Source organism: Merdimmobilis hominis (genome assembly GCF_016901855.1).
Lineage (GTDB): Bacteria > Bacillota > Clostridia > Oscillospirales > Ruminococcaceae > Paludihabitans.
On the sequence record NZ_JACJKY010000018.1, the window covers coordinates 23,115 to 41,183 of the forward strand.

The window sequence follows — 18,069 nt, forward strand, 5'->3', positions numbered from 1 at the left end:
AGCGCAGGCCCCCTGCGGTTACTGCGCTCCTAAATTGATTACGTTCAGCCCTTTTTGATGCGCGTACGCCACGGTATAAGCCGTACCGCCTTTGTTCCCCGTCAGATAAGCCACACAGACACTGCTGTGATCTACCAAGTAGCGATTGCGCTTAAACATACAGCCTCTTGTGTACTCTTGTGATGTATACACCACTTCATCCGCCTGCTGTTTGATGTTCTCATAAACCAATACATCTTCAGCACTCCAGCCTTTTGTTTGTGTGACGCATGGCAGTGCTAAAACAAGTCTTATGTGCGGGTACTTTTCTTTAAGCGACAGCACACATTGCGCCGCCATCGTGTCAAACCCCAACGCACCTCCTGCTAAAAACTCCGTAAATCCCCCGCGAATCAATTTTTCCACTGTATCGCGCAAGTGCTCGGCAACAATCATTTGTTGCGCGGGCGCTATTTTTCTGTGACCTGTAAAACAACACGTATTTTCTTTCGTCATTTTCAACACCGTAATCTAATTAAAATAGTTATTATAAAATAATATAACTATTTTAATTAGATAAGTCAACAATAATAGCTGATTAAACCGAATAGATTCTCTTCATCCGAATAGTACAATTATATATCAAGGTGGTGAATCGGATGGAAAAAGAACAATTTATGCATCGCTTAACCGAGCTTCGAATGAAAAAGGGTGTTTCAGCCAGAGATATGAGTTTATCTTTAGGACAAAGTGCAGGATACATCAACAATATCGAAAATGGAGTCAATCTTCCTTCTATGTCTGTTTTCTTTTATATCTGTGAGTATTTAGGCATCACTCCAAAAGAGTTTTTTGACACAGATTCACCCGACCCTACCAAATTAAACGAGCTGCTTTCCGCGGCAAAAGGGTTATCCAGCACACAAATAGAAACACTGATCTCCCTCGCAAAAGAGATTAAAAAATAATATAATGACAAAATAAACTGGTAAGAAGCATGCATAAAGCTCGCTCCTTACCGGTTCATTTATATTGTGTAGTTATACACCATTACACACAACTAGATTATTTCCGAATGTGTCAGATCTGTGCCGTTCGTAGAAGTGTACAAGCGCAAAGGATACCAGTTCATGCGTTTTTCAATATCTTTATCTCCGATAGCACTTTCCAACCTAAAATTGTGCATCAGCCATGCAAAGAGCATTCCGGTTATCTTTCTGACACTTGCTCAGAACTCTCTGATATAAAAGAAATGTATACCGCTTATTTTCAATGCATAATGTCCATTACACAGCCATCGCTATTTCTCCATTCCGAGCACATATATAAGCATTCTGTACGCTGCTCCTTTTTTAGCTGCTTTTTTGCTCGAAGATGTTTCATCAAAATAGCACTCTTCTTCCTCTATATGACATTCGCAATTCCAAATCGGATTGCCGTTATCATCGTGTGTTTCTTTAAATGTATATGTAGGTAGGGAAAAATACCCTCTGCGAGCCAAAATCTCCAACTGATTGATTGCCATATCTCGGTTGGGATTATCAATCTCGTCACGAATTGTAAAAAGCATATCATTTTCATCAAGATAACGATATGCAAGTTTGCAAACATCTTTTCTTGCTTCATTTTTGGAACGCCCGTATCCCTTAAATACCTTATTGACGTTTGGTAAGGTCATTCGACTGCAAAAATGGGTCTTCGGATATTCCTGCACATTGATAAACCAAGCTGTATGATCTCTTTTCGGCGTTGACCGGATTTCATTTCCATTTCTCAACCAAGGAGATGTTTCTTCGTCATAAGACGATCCTATTGTGCAAATATTCGGAAGCTGGCCACTTTGTCTTAAAGACCAATCCTGAATCATTGCAACATAATTATCATCTTCACTTTCCCATAAATAAGTTTCAGGCTGAAGCATATATTCAACAGCGCTTTGCATTTCATCAATATTCCAACCGGAATCTAAAGCCACTGCACCGATAAGTGCCTCAAATAAATCTTCCTTTACAGACGCCTCTCTTTCTACATGATTATTTCTATCACCTTTTCCCATGATCAAAAAATCAGCTAAATCAAGCATATCGATGCAATGTGCAAGCATTGTTTTCTCGACAAGTTTCTTCTTCATTTCCGTAAGCTTGTTTTCTTTATAATCGCAAGCAAACTCATCAAATTCTTCGTCTGGGTCAAAATCATCACACGCACTTAAGAAATAACCGTATTTTTCCGCAAGCAATTTTACAACAGCAAAATCGAGCACTTTATCTCCGATAAACTCCAACACTTCATTGTCTTCGCCACCATTTTCCTGTGCATAGGATCTTCTTACAAAAGCTTGCTGAAGAAGATCTGGATTTTTAAATGAATAACCGATTTGATTCTGAATAAGCTGTAAATCTTTATTGTTCATAATAAAAAAACCTTTCTGCATATTTCGCAAAAAGGCATAATAATCATCTGACAAAAACACTTTTCTCGTGAGAATAAGAAAGATGCTGTCAGACATAACACATTCAATTTCATTCTTTGTTTCTCTGTGTTTACTCAGGATCACTTGCATGAACAGGAATAAACACAAAGATACAATGTCTTAAATTCAACGAATTACGCCTTTAAGCAGTTTCATCTTATCATAAAGCAGTGTATGAGTCAACATATACATTTCCTTATAAATGGTAACATTTCAAATCAGCTCAGCAAATACTCTGTGTCGCGATAGCAAAAATACCCTGTCCAGCAAATCAAAGAATATCGTCTTCAAATGAGTTTTTTGAAGGAAATAACAAATTAATACATTTTGCGTAAGATATATTGATTTATTATTGTATATTATATATAATATACTTATCGCTTTACATTGATTTTTACAACAAAAATCAATGTAATCAGATGTGGATCCTCATTCGAATATATTGGTCCTTTCCTTCAAGAAACAACATTTGTTTTCCATAAAGACCTCTGTACTTTCAAAGGAATTTTAAAATGAAAAAATATATTGCGCATATTCAAATATCATCGAATGGTGAAATACAAGAGCAAACTGTAACAGAGCATTGCCGTAATACGGCAGAATATGCCGGGAAATGTCTCAACCCCGCCGGACTGTTTCACGCAGGTTATTTGGCAGGACTTCTTCATGATGCCGGAAAGTGTAAAGAGGAATTTCAAACATATCTAAAAAACGGCGGTCAGCGCGGGAGTATAAACCACACCTTCACCGGATGCCGGATGATTCTCGAACACTTTCACGGAGAATATTCAGAGCGATTTGAAGATGTGACCGCCGAACTTCTGGCATGTGCGATTGCTTCGCATCACGGACTCTTTGACTGTGTGGATCCTCAGAGAAATTCCGGCTTTTTGCATCGTATGCAAAAAGAAAATATTCAATATCAGGAAAGCCACCGAAATTTTCTTGCCTGCTGTGCAGATTGGAACGAAATCGAAGAACAATTTGCACTTGCACACGCGGAACTCTCTGTCCTATTTGAAAAGCTGATGCAGCTTTCTTCCCAAAATCAAGACACCGCGCTAAAAGAAGTTTCGTTCTACATAGGACTGGCCGCCCGTTTGTTATCCTCTGCTGTGATGGATGGAGATCGTCGAGATACTGCTGCTTTTATGAGTCAAACACCTAAGCACACTGATCGCGATGAGCCAAAAACGGAATGGCGACCGTATCTGCAAAATATAGAGAAAAAGCTGGAGGCATTCTCAAAAGATACGCCGCTGCAGCTGGTAAGAGCAGACATTTCCAAAAGATGTCGCTGTTTCGCCGAAAAGCCGAGCGCTGTTTACCGACTAAATGTACCTACCGGCGGTGGAAAAACGTTAAGCTCCTTGCGATATGCACTGGCACATGCCGCTAAATGGAAAAAAAAGCGAATCATCTTTGTCACGCCATTACTCTCCATATTGGAACAAAACGCCAAGATCATCCGTGACTATATTGATGATGACAGCATCATACTCGAACACCATTCAAATATTGTTCAAACAACGAATACGGAAGAAGCGCTCGATCTGCGGGAGTTAGCGGTGGATAGCTGGCACGCTCCTGTGATCCTGACTACGATGGTTCAATTCTTAAACACGCTTTTTCTCGGTAAAACCACATCGGTACGCCGTTTCCATGCACTTTGTGATGCGGTGATTGTCATTGACGAAGTGCAAACTGTACCGAATCATATGTTGACATTGTTCAACCTTGCAGTCAATTTTTTGTCGGAGTTATGCGGCACTACCTTTTTATTATGCTCCGCCACACAACCTTGTTTTGAACAAGCACATCACCCCCTGATGAAAAAACCAATCGATGTAGTCCCGTTCGATCCAAAGCTATGGGAACCTTTTTGCCGAACCACGATCATAGATGCCGGTAAAAAACAACTTGAAGAAATCCCTCCTTTCGTCCTCGATATTCTTTCCGAAGCTCAAAATATACTGGTGGTCTGCAATAAAAAGAGCGAAGCCACATTTTTATATGAACGCCTTTCTGAAACGAATGCGCATTGCTTTCACCTATCCGCCTCCATGTGTATGGCACACCGAAGAGAAACACTGCAAAACGTTTATCGCGCATTAAAATCTCCTACAGAGAAAACTATTTGCATTGCAACACAGGTGATTGAAGCCGGTGTAGACATTTCGTTTCAGCGCGTGATCCGTTTCTCTGCCGGCATGGACAGCATCGTACAAGCGGCAGGACGGTGCAACCGCAATGGAGAAGAAAAAATACCAGCTCCTGTATATATTGTGCAGTGCTTAGACGAAAATCTTCAAAAAATGCAGGAGGTTCAACGGGCAAAAAACGTTACCACCGTACTACTTGAAGCATTTAAAAAATGCCCTCAAAGCTTTCAGTATGATTTATCCTCGAATGCATCTATCCGATGGTATTATCAAAGACTGTATGCGAACATGAAAGCAGATTTCCAGAATTATGCGATCCCAAAACAGAAAAACACTCTGTTTTCCATGCTGGGAAGCAATACACAGTATTATACGGAGGACTGTGATTTTTATGGGAAATATACGCTTGCCCAATCCTTTCAAACAGCCGGTCGGCTGTTTCATGCGTTGGATGAAGATACAGTCGACGTGGTCGTACCGTACGGAGAAGGTGAAGCGTTAATCAATGAACTGGCGGTACAAACCAATGTTTCAGTCCCATGGCTTCAAGAATGGAGCCGGCGGGCACGGCCTTATACGATCGCATTATACGAATATCAGAAGGAAGCATTAGGCAATGCGCTGCACAGTGTAAACGGCGTTTTACTCCTGATCCCGGAAGTGTATGACCCACAGACCGGACTTTCATTCAATCAGAAATCAACTTTTTTGGAGGTGTAAAATGAAAAATACAAGATTTCCAAACATCGTCACGTTTGAAGTAACCGGAAACTATGGTTTGTTTTCCGATCCGGTTACACGTATCGGCGGCGAAAAATGTTCCTATCAAGTTCCCACTTATGAAGCACTGAAAGGAATACTGATGTCGGTGTACTGGAAGCCCACGCTGATTTGGTACATTGACAAGGTGCGCATTATGAATCCCATTCAGACAGAGGTCAAAGGAATCCGCCCGATCAAATATCATGGAGGAAACGACCTCGCCTACTACACCTATCTCAAAGATTGCCGATATCAGGTGCAGGCGCACTTTGAGTGGAATGAAAACCGTCCGGAACTAGCACAAGACCGCAATGAGAACAAACATCATGAAATCGCTAAAAAAATGATCCGCAAAGGCGGCCGGCGGGATATCTTCCTTGGTACCCGAGAATGCCAGGGATATGTGGAACCCTGTACGTTCGGTGAAGGAGAAGGCGCCTATGACAATATCCCCAATCTGGCGTTTGGCTTAATGTATCACGGACTTACCTATGCGGATGAAGCCTATTCGCAGGAAACTGCCAATGCGATGACCGCAAACTTCTGGTATCCGGTGATGGAACACGGCATTATTACCTTTCCAAAGCCCGAAGCCTGTCCTCTTCATAAGTTTTTGCGCCCGATGGATATGAAACCGTTTAGTGAGACACTTCATAATTTCAGCGGTTTGTCGGAGTTTGAGGAGGTGTCCGTATGGGATTGATGCAGCGCGCAGTGGAAACGTATGACTTCATGCAAAAACAGACACCCGACCGGCAGCCGGCCCCGATTTCCCACATGACGACCCGTGCAGATTTGGAAATTACCATCAATGAAACGGGCACGTTTTGCAGCGCCAATGCAGTGAGCAAAGATGAGCCAAAGACTGTCATCCCGACAACCGAAAGCTCTCGCGGCCGCACCAGCGGCGTATGCGCACACCCGCTGTGTGACCAACTCCAATATGTAGCGGCATATAACGACAAAAAACATACCGCTTATGTCTCGCAGCTTGAAAAATGGACGTATTCTGAGGAAAGTCACCCAAAGCTTCTTCCGATCCTGACCTATGTAAAAGGCGGTACGATCCTCTCTGACCTGGAACGTTGCAGACTGATCAAACGCGATTCGCAAGGCGGTTTAGAAAACGAAGAAAAATCCGGAAAACTGCTGGTTCGATGGCGTGTCATCGGACTTGATGACAACACACCTGACACCTGCTTTGAAGACTCAACTTTGTTTGATTCGTTTATCCGATTTTATCAAAAAGAACACAGTGAAGATCCTGTCTGCCTGTGTATGATCAGCGGTGAACATGGAAGAAGAGCAGAGCAGCATCCTAAGGGCATCATCCCTATCAGCGGCAATGCAAAACTGATTTCTTCCAATGACACCAGCGGCTTTACTTACCGGGGACGCTTTACCAATGAAGAACAGGCATTGGAAATCAGCTATGAAGCTTCCCAAAAAGCGCATAATGCACTACAATGGCTGGCATCGGAACAAGGTGTTATCTACGGCGGACGCACCTTTTTGTGCTGGAATCCGCAGGGACATGAAGTGTGTCATGTCGTCGGCGCATTTGCAAACTTTTCTAAGCCGCAGCGGGAGCCCACCAATTACCAGGCACAGCTGAAAAAAACACTGGAAGGTTATCAAAGCCAACTGCCCAAAACAGCTGGCGTCGTAATTGCGGCATTCGATGCCGCCACCAGCGGACGTCTCTCCCTCACCTACTATAACGAATTACAGAATTCTGATTTTCTGCAGCGACTGTATGATTGGGACAACACCTGCTGCTGGTACACGTATTTCGGAATCCAGTCGCCACCTTTATGGCAGATTGTAAACTGCGCCTTTGGAACCCAGCGAGAAGAAAAAGGCAAAATGTGCATGAAAACAGATGATCGTGTGATGCGTCAGCAAATCCAGCGACTCATTGCCTGCCGCGTGGACAAAAGAAGATTTCCTGCCGACATCATGCAGTCACTTGTTCACCGTGCCTCCTCCCCACTCGGCTATGAAGCCAATGTGAGAAAAACCATTCTGAGCACAGCTTGTGCTGTCATTCGAAAATATCATTTGGACAGAGAAAAGGAGGATTGGGACATGACTTTGCAGCCCAACAAAGAAGACCGCAGCTATCAGTTTGGAAGACTGCTGGCTATATTGGAAAAAGCAGAACGAGATACCTTTGGGAACGATGAGACACGTGAGCCAAACGCCATCCGTCAGCAATCTGTTTTTTGCCAGCGCCCTCTATATGCCGCCAACAATATTGAAGGCCAGCTCGAACGCGCCTACTTCCCCCGTTTAAGTCCGGGAAGCCGGATGTTCTATAAAAAGCTGATCGGCGAGATCATGGAACAAATCGGCCGATTCCCGGAAGAGCAGTGGAATCAGCCACTGCGCGAAACCTATCTTCTTGGCTATTATTTACAGCGAAACGCTTTATACACATCAAAACATCAGAACACTATGGAGGAGAACGATCATGACAGTACTGAAGAATAAAATTGATTTTGCGGCGATTGTCTGTGTAAACCGCGCCAACGCCAACGGCGATCCCTTAAACGGAAACCGTCCTCGAACAGACTATAACGGATTCGGCGAAATGTCCGATGTATGCATCAAACGCAAAATTCGCAACCGGATGCAGGACTTGGGACAGGCTGTGTTTGTGCAGTCAGAGGACCGTTGTGACGACGGATTCGGAAGCTTGAGCGAGCGGGCAGCCGCTGTACTCAAAGGCGAAAAAAATCGGGATGTCTATGCCAAAACTGCTTGTGAAACATGGCTGGATGTTAGAGCTTTCGGACAGGTATTCGCTTTTAAAGATGCAAAAGGAATGTCTGTCGGCGTGCGGGGTCCAGTGTCCATTCATCAGGCGGTAAGTATTTCACCGGTAGAAATCGAGTCACTGCAGATCACCAAAAGCGTCAACGGCGAAAAAAGTGAAAAGGGCTCAAACCGCACATCAGATACCATGGGAATGAAGCATTTTGTGCGTTTCGGCGTGTATCTGGTCAAGGGCTCCATCAATGTTCAGCTGGCAGAAAAAACCGGATTCAGCTATGAAGACGCACAAATCGTCAAAGAATGCCTGCGCACACTGTTTGTAAACGACGCTTCTTCCGCTCGGCCGGACGGCTCCATGGAAGTGGTTCGCCTGTACTGGTGGGAGCACAACTGCAAAGATGGACAGTATTCATCTGCAGCTGTTCACCGTTCCATTACAATCACACCAAAAGACCCAAGCCGCATGCCCGAATGCCTTTCTGACTATGAGATTGCATTAGCGCCGCTAGAGGGACTTAAACCGGAGATTCTCGATGGCGTATAAAGAAGACGATTTCCTTCAAATTTCGGGATTGCAGCACTTTCACTTCTGCCGCCGCCAATGGGCGCTCATCCATTTAGAGCAGCTGTGGGCAGAAAATCTTCGTACCGTGGAAGGCGAGCTGCTTCATGAACGTGCGCACGATGCCTCCCTGCGGGAAAAGCGGGGAGAACTGATGATTGTACGGGATATGCGCGTGTTTTCCGCAAATCTCGGTGTTTCAGGCGCTTGTGACGTGGTGGAATTTAAAAAATCCGAAGCCGGAATTCCTCTTTCTGGGTTAGAAGGGAAATACCAACCCTACCCTATCGAATATAAGCGAGGTTCCCCTCGGACAGACCAGGCCAATCATCTACAGCTTTGTGCGCAGGCCATGTGTTTGGAGGAAATGCTCTGCTGCGACATTCCGGAGGGAGCACTTTATTACGGAGAAATACGCCGTCGGGAGAATGTGCTCTTTACAGAAGAACTTCGCCAAGCAGTCAAAAGCGCGCTCGAAGAAATGCATCAGCTGTATGAGCGCGGCTATACGCCAAAAGTGCGTCCAAATAAATCCTGCAACGCCTGCTCACTGAAGGAACTGTGCCTGCCAAAGCTGATGAAAAAGAAATCCGTCGCAAAATATTTACGGGAGCGTCTGGAGGAACAGTCATGAGAAAATTACTCAACACCTTGTTTGTTACCACTGAAAACGCTTATCTCACCTTAGAAGGGGAAACAGTGGTTGTTCACTGCGAAAAAGAAAAAATCGGACAATTTCCTTTGCACACGCTTTCTGGGATTGTTTCTTTTTCGTATGCGGGAGCGTCCCCCGCGCTGATGGGTGCCTGTGTGCAAAAGGATATTTGCCTTAGCTTCTGTACTCCTCACGGACGGTTTCTGGCCAGAACTTCCGGAATTTCCAACGGAAATGTACTGCTTCGCCGTGCGCAATATCGGACAGCTGATGATTTAAACGCTAGCTGTCAAATCGCCAGAAACATGATTTTCGGAAAGCTATATAATGCCCGATGGAGTATCGAACGAACCCGGCGCGATCACAAGCTTCGTATTGATGAACAACGCTTTCAATCTGCTTCTGAAACGATACACAAGCTTTTGCCAATGGTTCTGCAGGAAACCAATTTGGAATCACTGCGAGGATTGGAAGGCGCCGGTGCAACCGCTTATTTTAGTGTATTCGATGATATGATTTTGCGGGAAAAGGAAAATTTCTATTTTGAAATTCGTACTCGTCGTCCGCCGCTTGATAATATCAACGCCATGCTCTCCTTTGCATACAGTCTTCTGAGCAACGACTGTGGATCGGCACTGGAAAGCGTAGGACTTGATGCGTATGTGGGATTTTTACATCGCGACCGACCCGGAAGAAGTTCACTTGCTCTGGATTTGATGGAAGAATTGCGTCCTTGTCTGGCCGACAGATTTGTTTTGACACTGGTAAACAATCGAATCATAAACGGAAACGATTTTTCAAAGTCTGAAAGCGGAGCCGTTCAGCTTTCAAATGAGGGACGTAAAAAATTTTTAAAAAGCTGGCAAGAAAGAAAACAAGAGACGATTTCTCATCCCTTTTTAGAAGAAAAAGTTCCATGGGGTTTGATTCCTTATATACAGGCGCTGTTGCTTGCGCGTTATCTAAGAGAAGACTTAGAAGCATACCCCCCTTTCCTTTGGAAATGAGGTATTATCATGATGGTTTTAATTACTTATGATGTCAACACCGAAGACGCCGCGGGCAAAAAGAGACTGCGCAAAATCGCAAAGCAGTGTGTGAATTATGGACAGCGTGTTCAAAATTCCGTTTTTGAATGTGTACTTGATGCAGCACAGTGCAAACAGCTGCAGCATACATTACTATCCATCATAGACACGGAAAAAGACAGCCTGCGTTTCTACTATCTTGGAACTCATTATCAAAAGAAAGTAGAGCATTTCGGCGCGAAGCCCATATATGAGCAAGAAGGGGTGTTGTTGATTTAATCGTGCGAAGATCAAGCAATCATAAAAATGCTAGGCAGTTCGCACCAGAAAAAACAAGTAAACTATAGTTTTTATGTAATATATATTTTCTATTACCATGACTTTTATAATGATTTTATGATAAATGCAATAGAAAAGTATATGTTTCGCATAAATGCAGCATATGAATTTGTGCATTTATGCTGTCCCACCCCATGCGGGGTGGGTGGATTGAAATGTAAAATTTACGATTGGAACGAATCCGTTGTAAAGTCCCACCCCATGCGGGGTGGGTGGATTGAAATACAAAGTTTTGGTTTATATGACGAAAATAAAATAAGTCCCACCCCATGCGGGGTGGGTGGATTGAAATATCGCCTTGTTTGCGCCGTCCAGCACCGGCAGCCGTCCCACCCCATGCGGGGTGGGTGGATTGAAATCTTTTGATACAGCCGCGCCGCGATCACCTGCCGAGTCCCACCCCATGCGGGGTGGGTGGATTGAAATTTTGCTAACAGTTTGTGCAGCATTTGTTACACTAGTCCCACCCCATGCGGGGTGGGTGGATTGAAATAATTACAATTCCAGATTCAATAGCTTGCTTTATAGCGTCCCACCCCATGCGGGGTGGGTGGATTGAAATGCCTTCGCTGTGAATCAGTGCTTTCAGATCGCCGGTCCCACCCCATGCGGGGTGGGTGGATTGAAATCTTTTGATACAGCCGCGCCGCGATCACCTGCCGAAGTCCCACCCCATGCGGGGTGGGTGGATTGAAATACATACACACTCAAACATCGCGCCCTTGCTTGCATGTCCCACCCCATGCGGGGTGGGTGGATTGAAATACCTCAGGTTTCGACGGCTCGACATACAGTCTCCAGTCCCACCCCATGCGGGGTGGGTGGATTGAAATCGGACAAATCGTGGAAGGTTACGCGATCGGTTTAAAGTCCCACCCCATGCGGGGTGGGTGGATTGAAATGTTTTGTGCCTGCTGCCAGTCGGACACCTCAAGTCGTCCCACCCCATGCGGGGTGGGTGGATTGAAATGTGTATGACGTGCGCATGATGCCTGTGATATCGCGTCCCACCCCATGCGGGGTGGGTGGATTGAAATGCCAGCCGACTTCCGATGCGATATTGAACGCTGAAGTCCCACCCCATGCGGGGTGGGTGGATTGAAATCGTTTTCTCGCGCAGTTTGAATGCTGGAGAGCCACGTCCCACCCCATGCGGGGTGGGTGGATTGAAATCGCTTGTCGTTGTAAGGATTGCAGAAAGTGTCCGGAGTCCCACCCCATGCGGGGTGGGTGGATTGAAATTTTTTCCTTTTGCCTCTTTTACTGTTTGATTTTCGTCCCACCCCATGCGGGGTGGGTGGATTGAAATGATTATATTTTTAATGCTATGATGACTAGTCAAAGGTCCCACCCCATGCGGGGTGGGTGGATTGAAATAACCTGCACAAGTGAAAACCCGTGCCGGAGAGCAGTCCCACCCCATGCGGGGTGGGTGGATTGAAATTCTTGTGCCTGTTGAACACAAGATGCGTGATCCGTCCCACCCCATGCGGGGTGGGTGGATTGAAATTGGCGAGTACGGTGATCTTACTTATCGCCCGCAGTCCCACCCCATGCGGGGTGGGTGGATTGAAATAAAGAGGATGTGACTTTTCCGGGTGCGCATCCTCGTCCCACCCCATGCGGGGTGGGTGGATTGAAATTCCTGTACCGCCGCCAGCTGTGTTTTGAGCTCCGCCGTCCCACCCCATGCGGGGTGGGTGGATTGAAATACATCTGTCCCGTTTACCCGCGCATATTTCAAGAGTCCCACCCCATGCGGGGTGGGTGGATTGAAATTCTCCCTTGCATCCACTCTGTTTTAATGCTAAATTGTCCCACCCCATGCGGGGTGGGTGGATTGAAATATTTGATTCGGCGGCCGAAGCCGCAAAACAGTATGGTCCCACCCCATGCGGGGTGGGTGGATTGAAATCCACGGTGATGGCTCCACCGATAAGAAGGACTGCAGTCCCACCCCATGCGGGGTGGGTGGATTGAAATCATTTGCACCGTCAACCGCTGAACCACGAGCAAGTCCCACCCCATGCGGGGTGGGTGGATTGAAATTCTGACATTGGTTCTGCGGTCGGCGAGGTAAACACGTCCCACCCCATGCGGGGTGGGTGGATTGAAATGTGTACGATTTGACAAAAAGGAGGACGAATAGAGTCCCACCCCATGCGGGGTGGGTGGATTGAAATAGGTGAGCCTGTTTACAAAACGCGGCCTGTCAGGAGGTCCCACCCCATGCGGGGTGGGTGGATTGAAATCATGGCGGACGGATACACCGACTGGGGGAATGAGTCCCACCCCATGCGGGGTGGGTGGATTGAAATAGGTGAGCCTGTTTACAAAACGCGGCCTGTCAGGAGGTCCCACCCCATGCGGGGTGGGTGGATTGAAATATAAGCATTATCGGTCAAAATATAGAGGAAGAACGTCCCACCCCATGCGGGGTGGGTGGATTGAAATCTTGTTTAATGATTACGTTCCGGATTTGGATCCGGTGTCCCACCCCATGCGGGGTGGGTGGATTGAAATAACAAAAGACTGCTTAACATCATCATGCCCGTCAAGTCCCACCCCATGCGGGGTGGGTGGATTGAAATCTCAGCCGCCACACGCTTTGCATATCCGGCGACGGTCCCACCCCATGCGGGGTGGGTGGATTGAAATAAAATACCGTAGTCCATGCTTATGTATGTTTCTTGTCCCACCCCATGCGGGGTGGGTGGATTGAAATTCTAAGACTAGTGGAGAGGAAAGAGAAGCCGCAGGGTCCCACCCCATGCGGGGTGGGTGGATTGAAATATCTTTGCCACCATAAATGTAAAACGTGTTTGTTGTCCCACCCCATGCGGGGTGGGTGGATTGAAATGCCTCGTGCAAATAACTGCTTACCGTAGTCCTCTGGTCCCACCCCATGCGGGGTGGGTGGATTGAAATCCTCCCATATTTGCAAGAATATTTGTACCGTTTTGGTCCCACCCCATGCGGGGTGGGTGGATTGAAATAGACTCAATATCAGCGTGCCGGCACTCGTTATTGTGGTCCCACCCCATGCGGGGTGGGTGGATTGAAATGATGATGTAAAAAAATCGCCCCGTCGTTTGACGGGGGTCCCACCCCATGCGGGGTGGGTGGATTGAAATACTTCATTGGTATTTTGTAAGTGTACTTTTGTGACGTCCCACCCCATGCGGGGTGGGTGGATTGAAATTCGCATTTCTTTCCGCAATGGATGAAATGGAAGGTCCCACCCCATGCGGGGTGGGTGGATTGAAATATACTCCGGCCTGCTCAAAAACTCTGCTTGTTTTGGTCCCACCCCATGCGGGGTGGGTGGATTGAAATCAGTTATTGCGCAATGCGAGCATTGCGCAAAACAGTCCCACCCCATGCGGGGTGGGTGGATTGAAATCGCTAAAATTAAGTTTAACGACGGAGCGAACAGTCTAGCCCACACAAAGTAAATGTATTGAAATGAGATTTCGCAAACAAAAAACCGAGGTGACGTATTGTTACCTCGGTTTTTTGTTTCTAATTATATAATTTTACGCATTATATTATGCAGAAACAAGTATGGAAACGACGTCTGAAATACATTCGTTGGAAGGAAGCAGAAATCGACTTCACTTTTTGATAATTTCCTTGCACTTAGGTTCAAAGAATTCTTTGATTACATATTCTTGCTTATCTGATTTTGCGATATTCTCAAAAAGTTTTTTGTACTCTTTTGGTGCAATCCCATCCAGTACAGCAATAAACTCATCAGTTTCTGCTTCATCAAACAAATACTCTCCAATAATGCAGAAGTATACGCATTAAACAGTCGTCCGTATTTGTTAACATCATTTTCATGCAGAATATCTCCAACTGCATTTATTGCTTTGGCACCAACCAAGCTACCAGCGAATCCCCCACAATTCCAAACACCGCACCTACGCCAGGTGCTACAACACTACCTGCTGCAAGTGCAATTTTTGCAATGCCACACCTGCAACCACTGCTCCAAAGTCATAGTATCCTCGTAATGACTGCGAATGCACGGCAGAGCGGAAACCAAAAAGTCCGCCGTACCACAGGCCGAGTCTGTTGCCGTGTCTAATTTGATACAACATAACGGCAGCTTATTTCTACCCCTTAACGATGAACACCCCCGTGTGCATTTTTGCACACCCCTCATAACGATGCCGTATGCACCGTTACGGAGTAAGGGATTCGGTTTTATCGCTACCTGTGCGTACATTGCGTTCTCCTCGTGGAACTGAAAATTATCTCTTTTCCAACCATTCTTCTTTCGTCAAACAAGTTATATGTTCTGTTCGTAGAACACCCTCTAACGCACAAGGAACATTCTCTGAAGTGTGATGGTAATGAAATCCACATTTTTCTTGCACACGCTTTGATTTCTCGTTTCCATCAAAGTACCCGCACCATAATTTTTCGAGATTCAGTTCTTCAAAGCCATATCGCATTATCTCACGAACCGCCTCTGGGATGAGTCCTTGTCCCCAATATGGAACGCCAATCCAGTATCCGATTTCACCATCCGTATCAGGAATGCCGATATCACTTGCCTTGCCAAGCATTAATCCTATACTGCCAACTGGATGTCCTGTTTCTTTCAAAACCACCGCGTATGTCTCTGGTTCAGAAAGCACACCTTTTATAATCTCTCTGCTGTTTTCTACACTCGTATGAACAGCCCATCCCGCAATCGGTCCCACATCGGGATTGCTGGCGTATTTGTATAAATCCTCCCCATCGCTTTCTTCCCAGCGGCGCAGGATTAAGCGTTCTGTTTCAAGCGATTTTTCTATGAACATTTCCATATCCGTACATTTCCAAGTTCCTATCGGCATCTCGCATTCTCTCTTGGCATACTCGGTAAATCCTACCGCCTCATAACAATACCTTGCGCTCTCATTATTCTCAAATACGCCCAGATCAATCCTTTTGGCGCTGAGATGTTCCTTTACATATCCTATTCCAAGCTGAAGCAGTTCTTTTCCGTACCCTTTTCCCCTTATAGCGGGATTGACTATTACAAAGCCAAACCGAACAGAACTGTCATCATCATCTCGTGGATATCTTATGATAAAATGTCCGACAATAGTTTCATTTTCATCCACAGCCGTGAGAGGATAGAAGCGTCCTGATTCAATCTGAGGTGCATAGTTTTCATTTATGTCCTCTCCCGTAAGCGGATACTTGTTAAACCTGTCGGCAGACCACTTGTATAACTCCTCCTCTGATCGTAGCCACTCGGCTATAATCGGTGCATCTTCTTTTTTGAAATTTCTCAGTATCATTAATTCTGACCTCTTAAGTTATTTTATAGAAACTGTCCATGTGTCCCCATCAACCAAGTACTGAAATTCCGTCAGAGCCGGATCGTTTATCACACGCATCAAGTCTTCAAAATCATCGACCGTGTTTATTTCTGACAGACGATTGCTTTCCACCCATTCCATCTGCCCCTCATCAGAAGACACAACCGTGCCGCTATATTCTGTAGTCTTGAACAGTAGGACAACATACCGTCCGTTTTTGATTGGGAACTGCTTCACACCCACAAGCCGTGGATTTTTTATGTCCAGCCCCGTTTCTTCTTTCATTTCACGGATCACCGCGTCAACGAAAGATTCTCCCGGTTTCACATGACCGCCCGGAAGCGTATATCCCTGCCAGTCCTTTTTTATTCTGTTCTGAAGGAGCATTCTGTCATCATCAGTGATGAGACACAATACCGTCAACTCGACATTTTCTGTTCTGCTCATTTTCTCTTCCGACTTTCCTTATAATTCACACACCATAATATATTCTTCGGCGTTCTCATCCACAGTCTTGAATCCGACATTTTTATACATCTTCACGGCGTAGTTTTCTTTCTGCACCGCCAGGGACGCCCGTTCATACCCCTGCCATTTCAGCAGTTCGAGCATCTTCACCATAAGCTGCGAACCGATGCCTTGACCGCGATATTCCTTGTAAAGCGAAATAGCGAAGGACGGTGTCTCATCATCCACATGGCCGTAATCGTCCATGATTCTTGTCCAGACCGCTCCGACTACCTTACCGCCGAAATCTGCCACCAAGCAGTTATCGCCTTTCCGGGTACCGAAATCATCCGTGTACACACGAAGTTCCGGCTTCTCAATGATGTCCCTCGCAGGCGATTCCGTACCCTTCGGTATGAAGATTGCTTCATACAAGAAGTCCTTCAGCAGATCGGTTTCACCTTTACGAAGGCTGCGGATCACATATTTTTTGTGCTTGTCGCTCGTCATGTGGGAGATATGCTCGTTACGCACCCTGCCCAGCATTTCAAGGATCTGTCTGCCAATCGGCTCCGGCTCGTTATCATTGCTGCCGCATATAAGTTCCAGCGTGTCCGGCGTCCAAATGTACCCGTGCGCCTTGTTATAGAGGTACTGCTGGAATTCCTCGTATTCTTTTTCTTTCAGTTGCTTCATATATACATCCTTTATGACTCCGGCATTGGAATTGCCTTTAATGCCTCATCAATTTTTATCGCCTGCACAGGAACATATTCACCATTGAGCCGAACGCCCCCGCCAGTCAATGAGAACAATTCCCTTGACGTGTTCAGGTCAAGTCGTAAATTTTCGTTTGAAAGTAACTGATCCAAACCGGCAGCCACCTTCTCCGAAAGAAACTTCTCAGCTTCCTTCTGCCGTTCAATACACAGTTCTTCCGATTCACAGTCTTTCCTGATTCGAGCGTTGCTGATTATCCGGATTTCATTTACCACGCCAAGCATATGATAGACCAGTCTCATCATATGGGCTTTGGCTTCCTCTTCATCCATCTCGAAGTAAAATTGTTCAAACGCCTTATCAATCTGCGAAGAAACATCTGCAAGCCGTCTATCTGGCTCAGCTTGTTTTTTAACAGCTGTTTTTGCTGTTGTTGTGGTCTTTTGCTCCTTTTTCCCACTGACAGCATTTTTTATTCCGCGACCCTTTTCCTTAACCCAAGGCCATGCGGTGTTTTTCCACCAAGGAGATATAACCTCCCGAAACAGCAAGATGCCTCCTGCTACGATGGCCGCACCCAGCGCTTCTCCGACTTGCTGTGCAAACTCTTCCTGCTCCGGTGTTAATTGAACGCGTCGTTCTTCATAAGGGTACGGATCATAATCATCGCTCCGTAAATCGTCAACATCGTACTCTTCCCACTCGATGATGTCGGGATTCTGATTGTTCTCGTCCCGCGTCAATCCTCTCACGCGGTCTGGATTATCCTTGGAACGAATGAGATGATCTCCATCTTTTACAATTGGCTTATATACTTTCTCACCCATTCTGTATCTTCTCCCTCAA

15 protein-coding genes, 1 pseudogene and 1 CRISPR repeat array are annotated in these 18,069 nt (G+C 45.8%); of the genes and pseudogenes, 8 read left to right on the forward strand and 8 right to left on the reverse strand.

Features of this window, described 5'->3' with window-relative positions; genetic code table 11:
* Positions 1-18: 18 nt before the first annotated feature.
* Positions 19-495 (reverse strand): SLOG family protein, encoded by a 477-nt coding sequence (locus H6A12_RS10205; RefSeq protein ID WP_204447539.1) that lies wholly within the window; start codon positions 493-495, stop codon positions 19-21.
* A gap of 143 nt (positions 496-638) precedes the next feature.
* Between H6A12_RS10205 and H6A12_RS10210 the strand changes: the two genes are divergently transcribed.
* A complete protein-coding gene (locus tag H6A12_RS10210) occupies positions 639-947 on the forward strand; it encodes a helix-turn-helix domain-containing protein (RefSeq protein ID WP_204447542.1) in 309 nt (102 codons plus the stop codon).
* A 332-nt stretch (positions 948-1,279) separates the two neighbouring features.
* Here the strand turns inward: H6A12_RS10210 and H6A12_RS10215 are convergent, their stop codons facing one another.
* Positions 1,280-2,446: a ribonuclease III family protein gene (locus tag H6A12_RS10215; RefSeq protein ID WP_204447545.1), complete on the reverse strand. Its 1,167-nt coding sequence runs from the start codon at positions 2,444-2,446 to the stop codon at positions 1,280-1,282.
* 518 nt (positions 2,447-2,964) lie between these two features.
* Here H6A12_RS10215 and cas3 point away from each other — a divergent pair.
* From cas3 to cas2, 7 genes are read left to right on the forward strand one after another with little or no spacing between them, the layout of a single operon-like run.
* Positions 2,965-5,334, forward strand: a complete 2,370-nt coding sequence (gene cas3 / locus H6A12_RS10220; protein WP_204447548.1) for a CRISPR-associated helicase Cas3' — start codon at positions 2,965-2,967, stop codon at positions 5,332-5,334.
* Position 5,335: 1 nt separating this feature from the next.
* Positions 5,336-6,079 (forward strand): type I-C CRISPR-associated protein Cas5c, encoded by a 744-nt coding sequence (cas5c, locus tag H6A12_RS10225; protein WP_204447550.1) that lies wholly within the window; start codon positions 5,336-5,338, stop codon positions 6,077-6,079.
* A complete protein-coding gene (cas8c, locus tag H6A12_RS10230) occupies positions 6,070-7,869 on the forward strand; it encodes a type I-C CRISPR-associated protein Cas8c/Csd1 (RefSeq protein WP_204447552.1) in 1,800 nt (599 codons plus the stop codon). Before cas5c ends, cas8c begins: the two co-directional genes overlap by 10 nt.
* Complete coding sequence (cas7c, locus tag H6A12_RS10235; RefSeq protein ID WP_204447554.1) at positions 7,850-8,698, forward strand: type I-C CRISPR-associated protein Cas7/Csd2; 849 nt, start codon at positions 7,850-7,852, stop codon at positions 8,696-8,698. The genes cas8c and cas7c overlap by 20 nt, the downstream gene beginning before the upstream one ends.
* Positions 8,688-9,350, forward strand: a complete 663-nt coding sequence (gene cas4 / locus H6A12_RS10240; RefSeq protein WP_204447556.1) for a CRISPR-associated protein Cas4 — start codon at positions 8,688-8,690, stop codon at positions 9,348-9,350. Before cas7c ends, cas4 begins: the two co-directional genes overlap by 11 nt.
* Positions 9,347-10,378, forward strand: a complete 1,032-nt coding sequence (gene cas1c, locus H6A12_RS10245; RefSeq protein ID WP_204447558.1) for a type I-C CRISPR-associated endonuclease Cas1c — start codon at positions 9,347-9,349, stop codon at positions 10,376-10,378. Before cas4 ends, cas1c begins: the two co-directional genes overlap by 4 nt.
* Positions 10,379-10,387: 9 nt before the next feature.
* Positions 10,388-10,678 (forward strand): CRISPR-associated endonuclease Cas2, encoded by a 291-nt coding sequence (gene cas2 / locus H6A12_RS10250; protein WP_204447561.1) that lies wholly within the window; start codon positions 10,388-10,390, stop codon positions 10,676-10,678.
* 184 nt (positions 10,679-10,862) lie between these two features.
* Positions 10,863-14,141: a CRISPR direct-repeat array (repeat unit 33 nt; unit sequence GTCCCACCCCATGCGGGGTGGGTGGATTGAAAT).
* A gap of 211 nt (positions 14,142-14,352) precedes the next feature.
* On the opposite strand, the gene H6A12_RS10255 is transcribed toward cas2, so the two are convergent.
* From H6A12_RS10255 to H6A12_RS10275, 6 genes and pseudogenes are all read right to left on the reverse strand, one after another.
* Positions 14,353-14,514, reverse strand: coding sequence for a hypothetical protein (locus H6A12_RS10255; RefSeq protein ID WP_204447564.1), 162 nt, complete (start codon positions 14,512-14,514; stop codon positions 14,353-14,355).
* Positions 14,515-14,994: 480 nt separating this feature from the next.
* Entirely contained in the window at positions 14,995-15,549 is a 555-nt protein-coding gene (locus tag H6A12_RS13460) for a GNAT family N-acetyltransferase (protein WP_243415486.1), read from the reverse strand.
* A 12-nt stretch (positions 15,550-15,561) separates the two neighbouring features.
* Positions 15,562-16,035: pseudogene (locus H6A12_RS13465) on the reverse strand (GNAT family N-acetyltransferase); the annotation flags it as partial.
* Positions 16,036-16,053: 18 nt separating this feature from the next.
* Positions 16,054-16,503, reverse strand: coding sequence for an 8-oxo-dGTP diphosphatase (locus H6A12_RS10265; protein ID WP_204447570.1), 450 nt, complete (start codon positions 16,501-16,503; stop codon positions 16,054-16,056).
* An 18-nt stretch (positions 16,504-16,521) separates the two neighbouring features.
* A complete protein-coding gene (locus H6A12_RS10270) occupies positions 16,522-17,013 on the reverse strand; it encodes a GNAT family N-acetyltransferase (RefSeq protein WP_204685143.1) in 492 nt (163 codons plus the stop codon).
* 197 nt (positions 17,014-17,210) lie between these two features.
* Positions 17,211-18,050 (reverse strand): hypothetical protein, encoded by an 840-nt coding sequence (locus H6A12_RS10275; protein WP_204447575.1) that lies wholly within the window; start codon positions 18,048-18,050, stop codon positions 17,211-17,213.
* Between the last annotated feature and the right edge of the window lie 19 nt (positions 18,051-18,069).

Coding starts and splice junctions, on each gene's coding strand:
- cas7c (WP_204447554.1), top strand. CDS start 7,850: ATGACAGTACTGAAGAATAAAATTGATTTTGCGGCGATTGTCTGTGTA.
- H6A12_RS10210 (WP_204447542.1), top strand. CDS start 639: ATGGAAAAAGAACAATTTATGCATCGCTTAACCGAGCTTCGAATGAAA.
- H6A12_RS13460 (WP_243415486.1), bottom strand. CDS start 15,549: ATGTTCATAGAAAAATCGCTTGAAACAGAACGCTTAATCCTGCGCCGC.
- H6A12_RS10265 (WP_204447570.1), bottom strand. CDS start 16,503: ATGAGCAGAACAGAAAATGTCGAGTTGACGGTATTGTGTCTCATCACT.
- cas4 (WP_204447556.1), top strand. CDS start 8,688: ATGGCGTATAAAGAAGACGATTTCCTTCAAATTTCGGGATTGCAGCAC.
- H6A12_RS10270 (WP_204685143.1), bottom strand. CDS start 17,013: ATGACGAGCGACAAGCACAAAAAATATGTGATCCGCAGCCTTCGTAAA.
- H6A12_RS10205 (WP_204447539.1), bottom strand. CDS start 495: ATGACGAAAGAAAATACGTGTTGTTTTACAGGTCACAGAAAAATAGCG.
- cas1c (WP_204447558.1), top strand. CDS start 9,347: ATGAGAAAATTACTCAACACCTTGTTTGTTACCACTGAAAACGCTTAT.
- cas3 (WP_204447548.1), top strand. CDS start 2,965: ATGAAAAAATATATTGCGCATATTCAAATATCATCGAATGGTGAAATA.
- cas8c (WP_204447552.1), top strand. CDS start 6,070: ATGGGATTGATGCAGCGCGCAGTGGAAACGTATGACTTCATGCAAAAA.
- cas2 (WP_204447561.1), top strand. CDS start 10,388: ATGATGGTTTTAATTACTTATGATGTCAACACCGAAGACGCCGCGGGC.
- H6A12_RS10275 (WP_204447575.1), bottom strand. CDS start 18,050: ATGGGTGAGAAAGTATATAAGCCAATTGTAAAAGATGGAGATCATCTC.
- cas5c (WP_204447550.1), top strand. CDS start 5,336: ATGAAAAATACAAGATTTCCAAACATCGTCACGTTTGAAGTAACCGGA.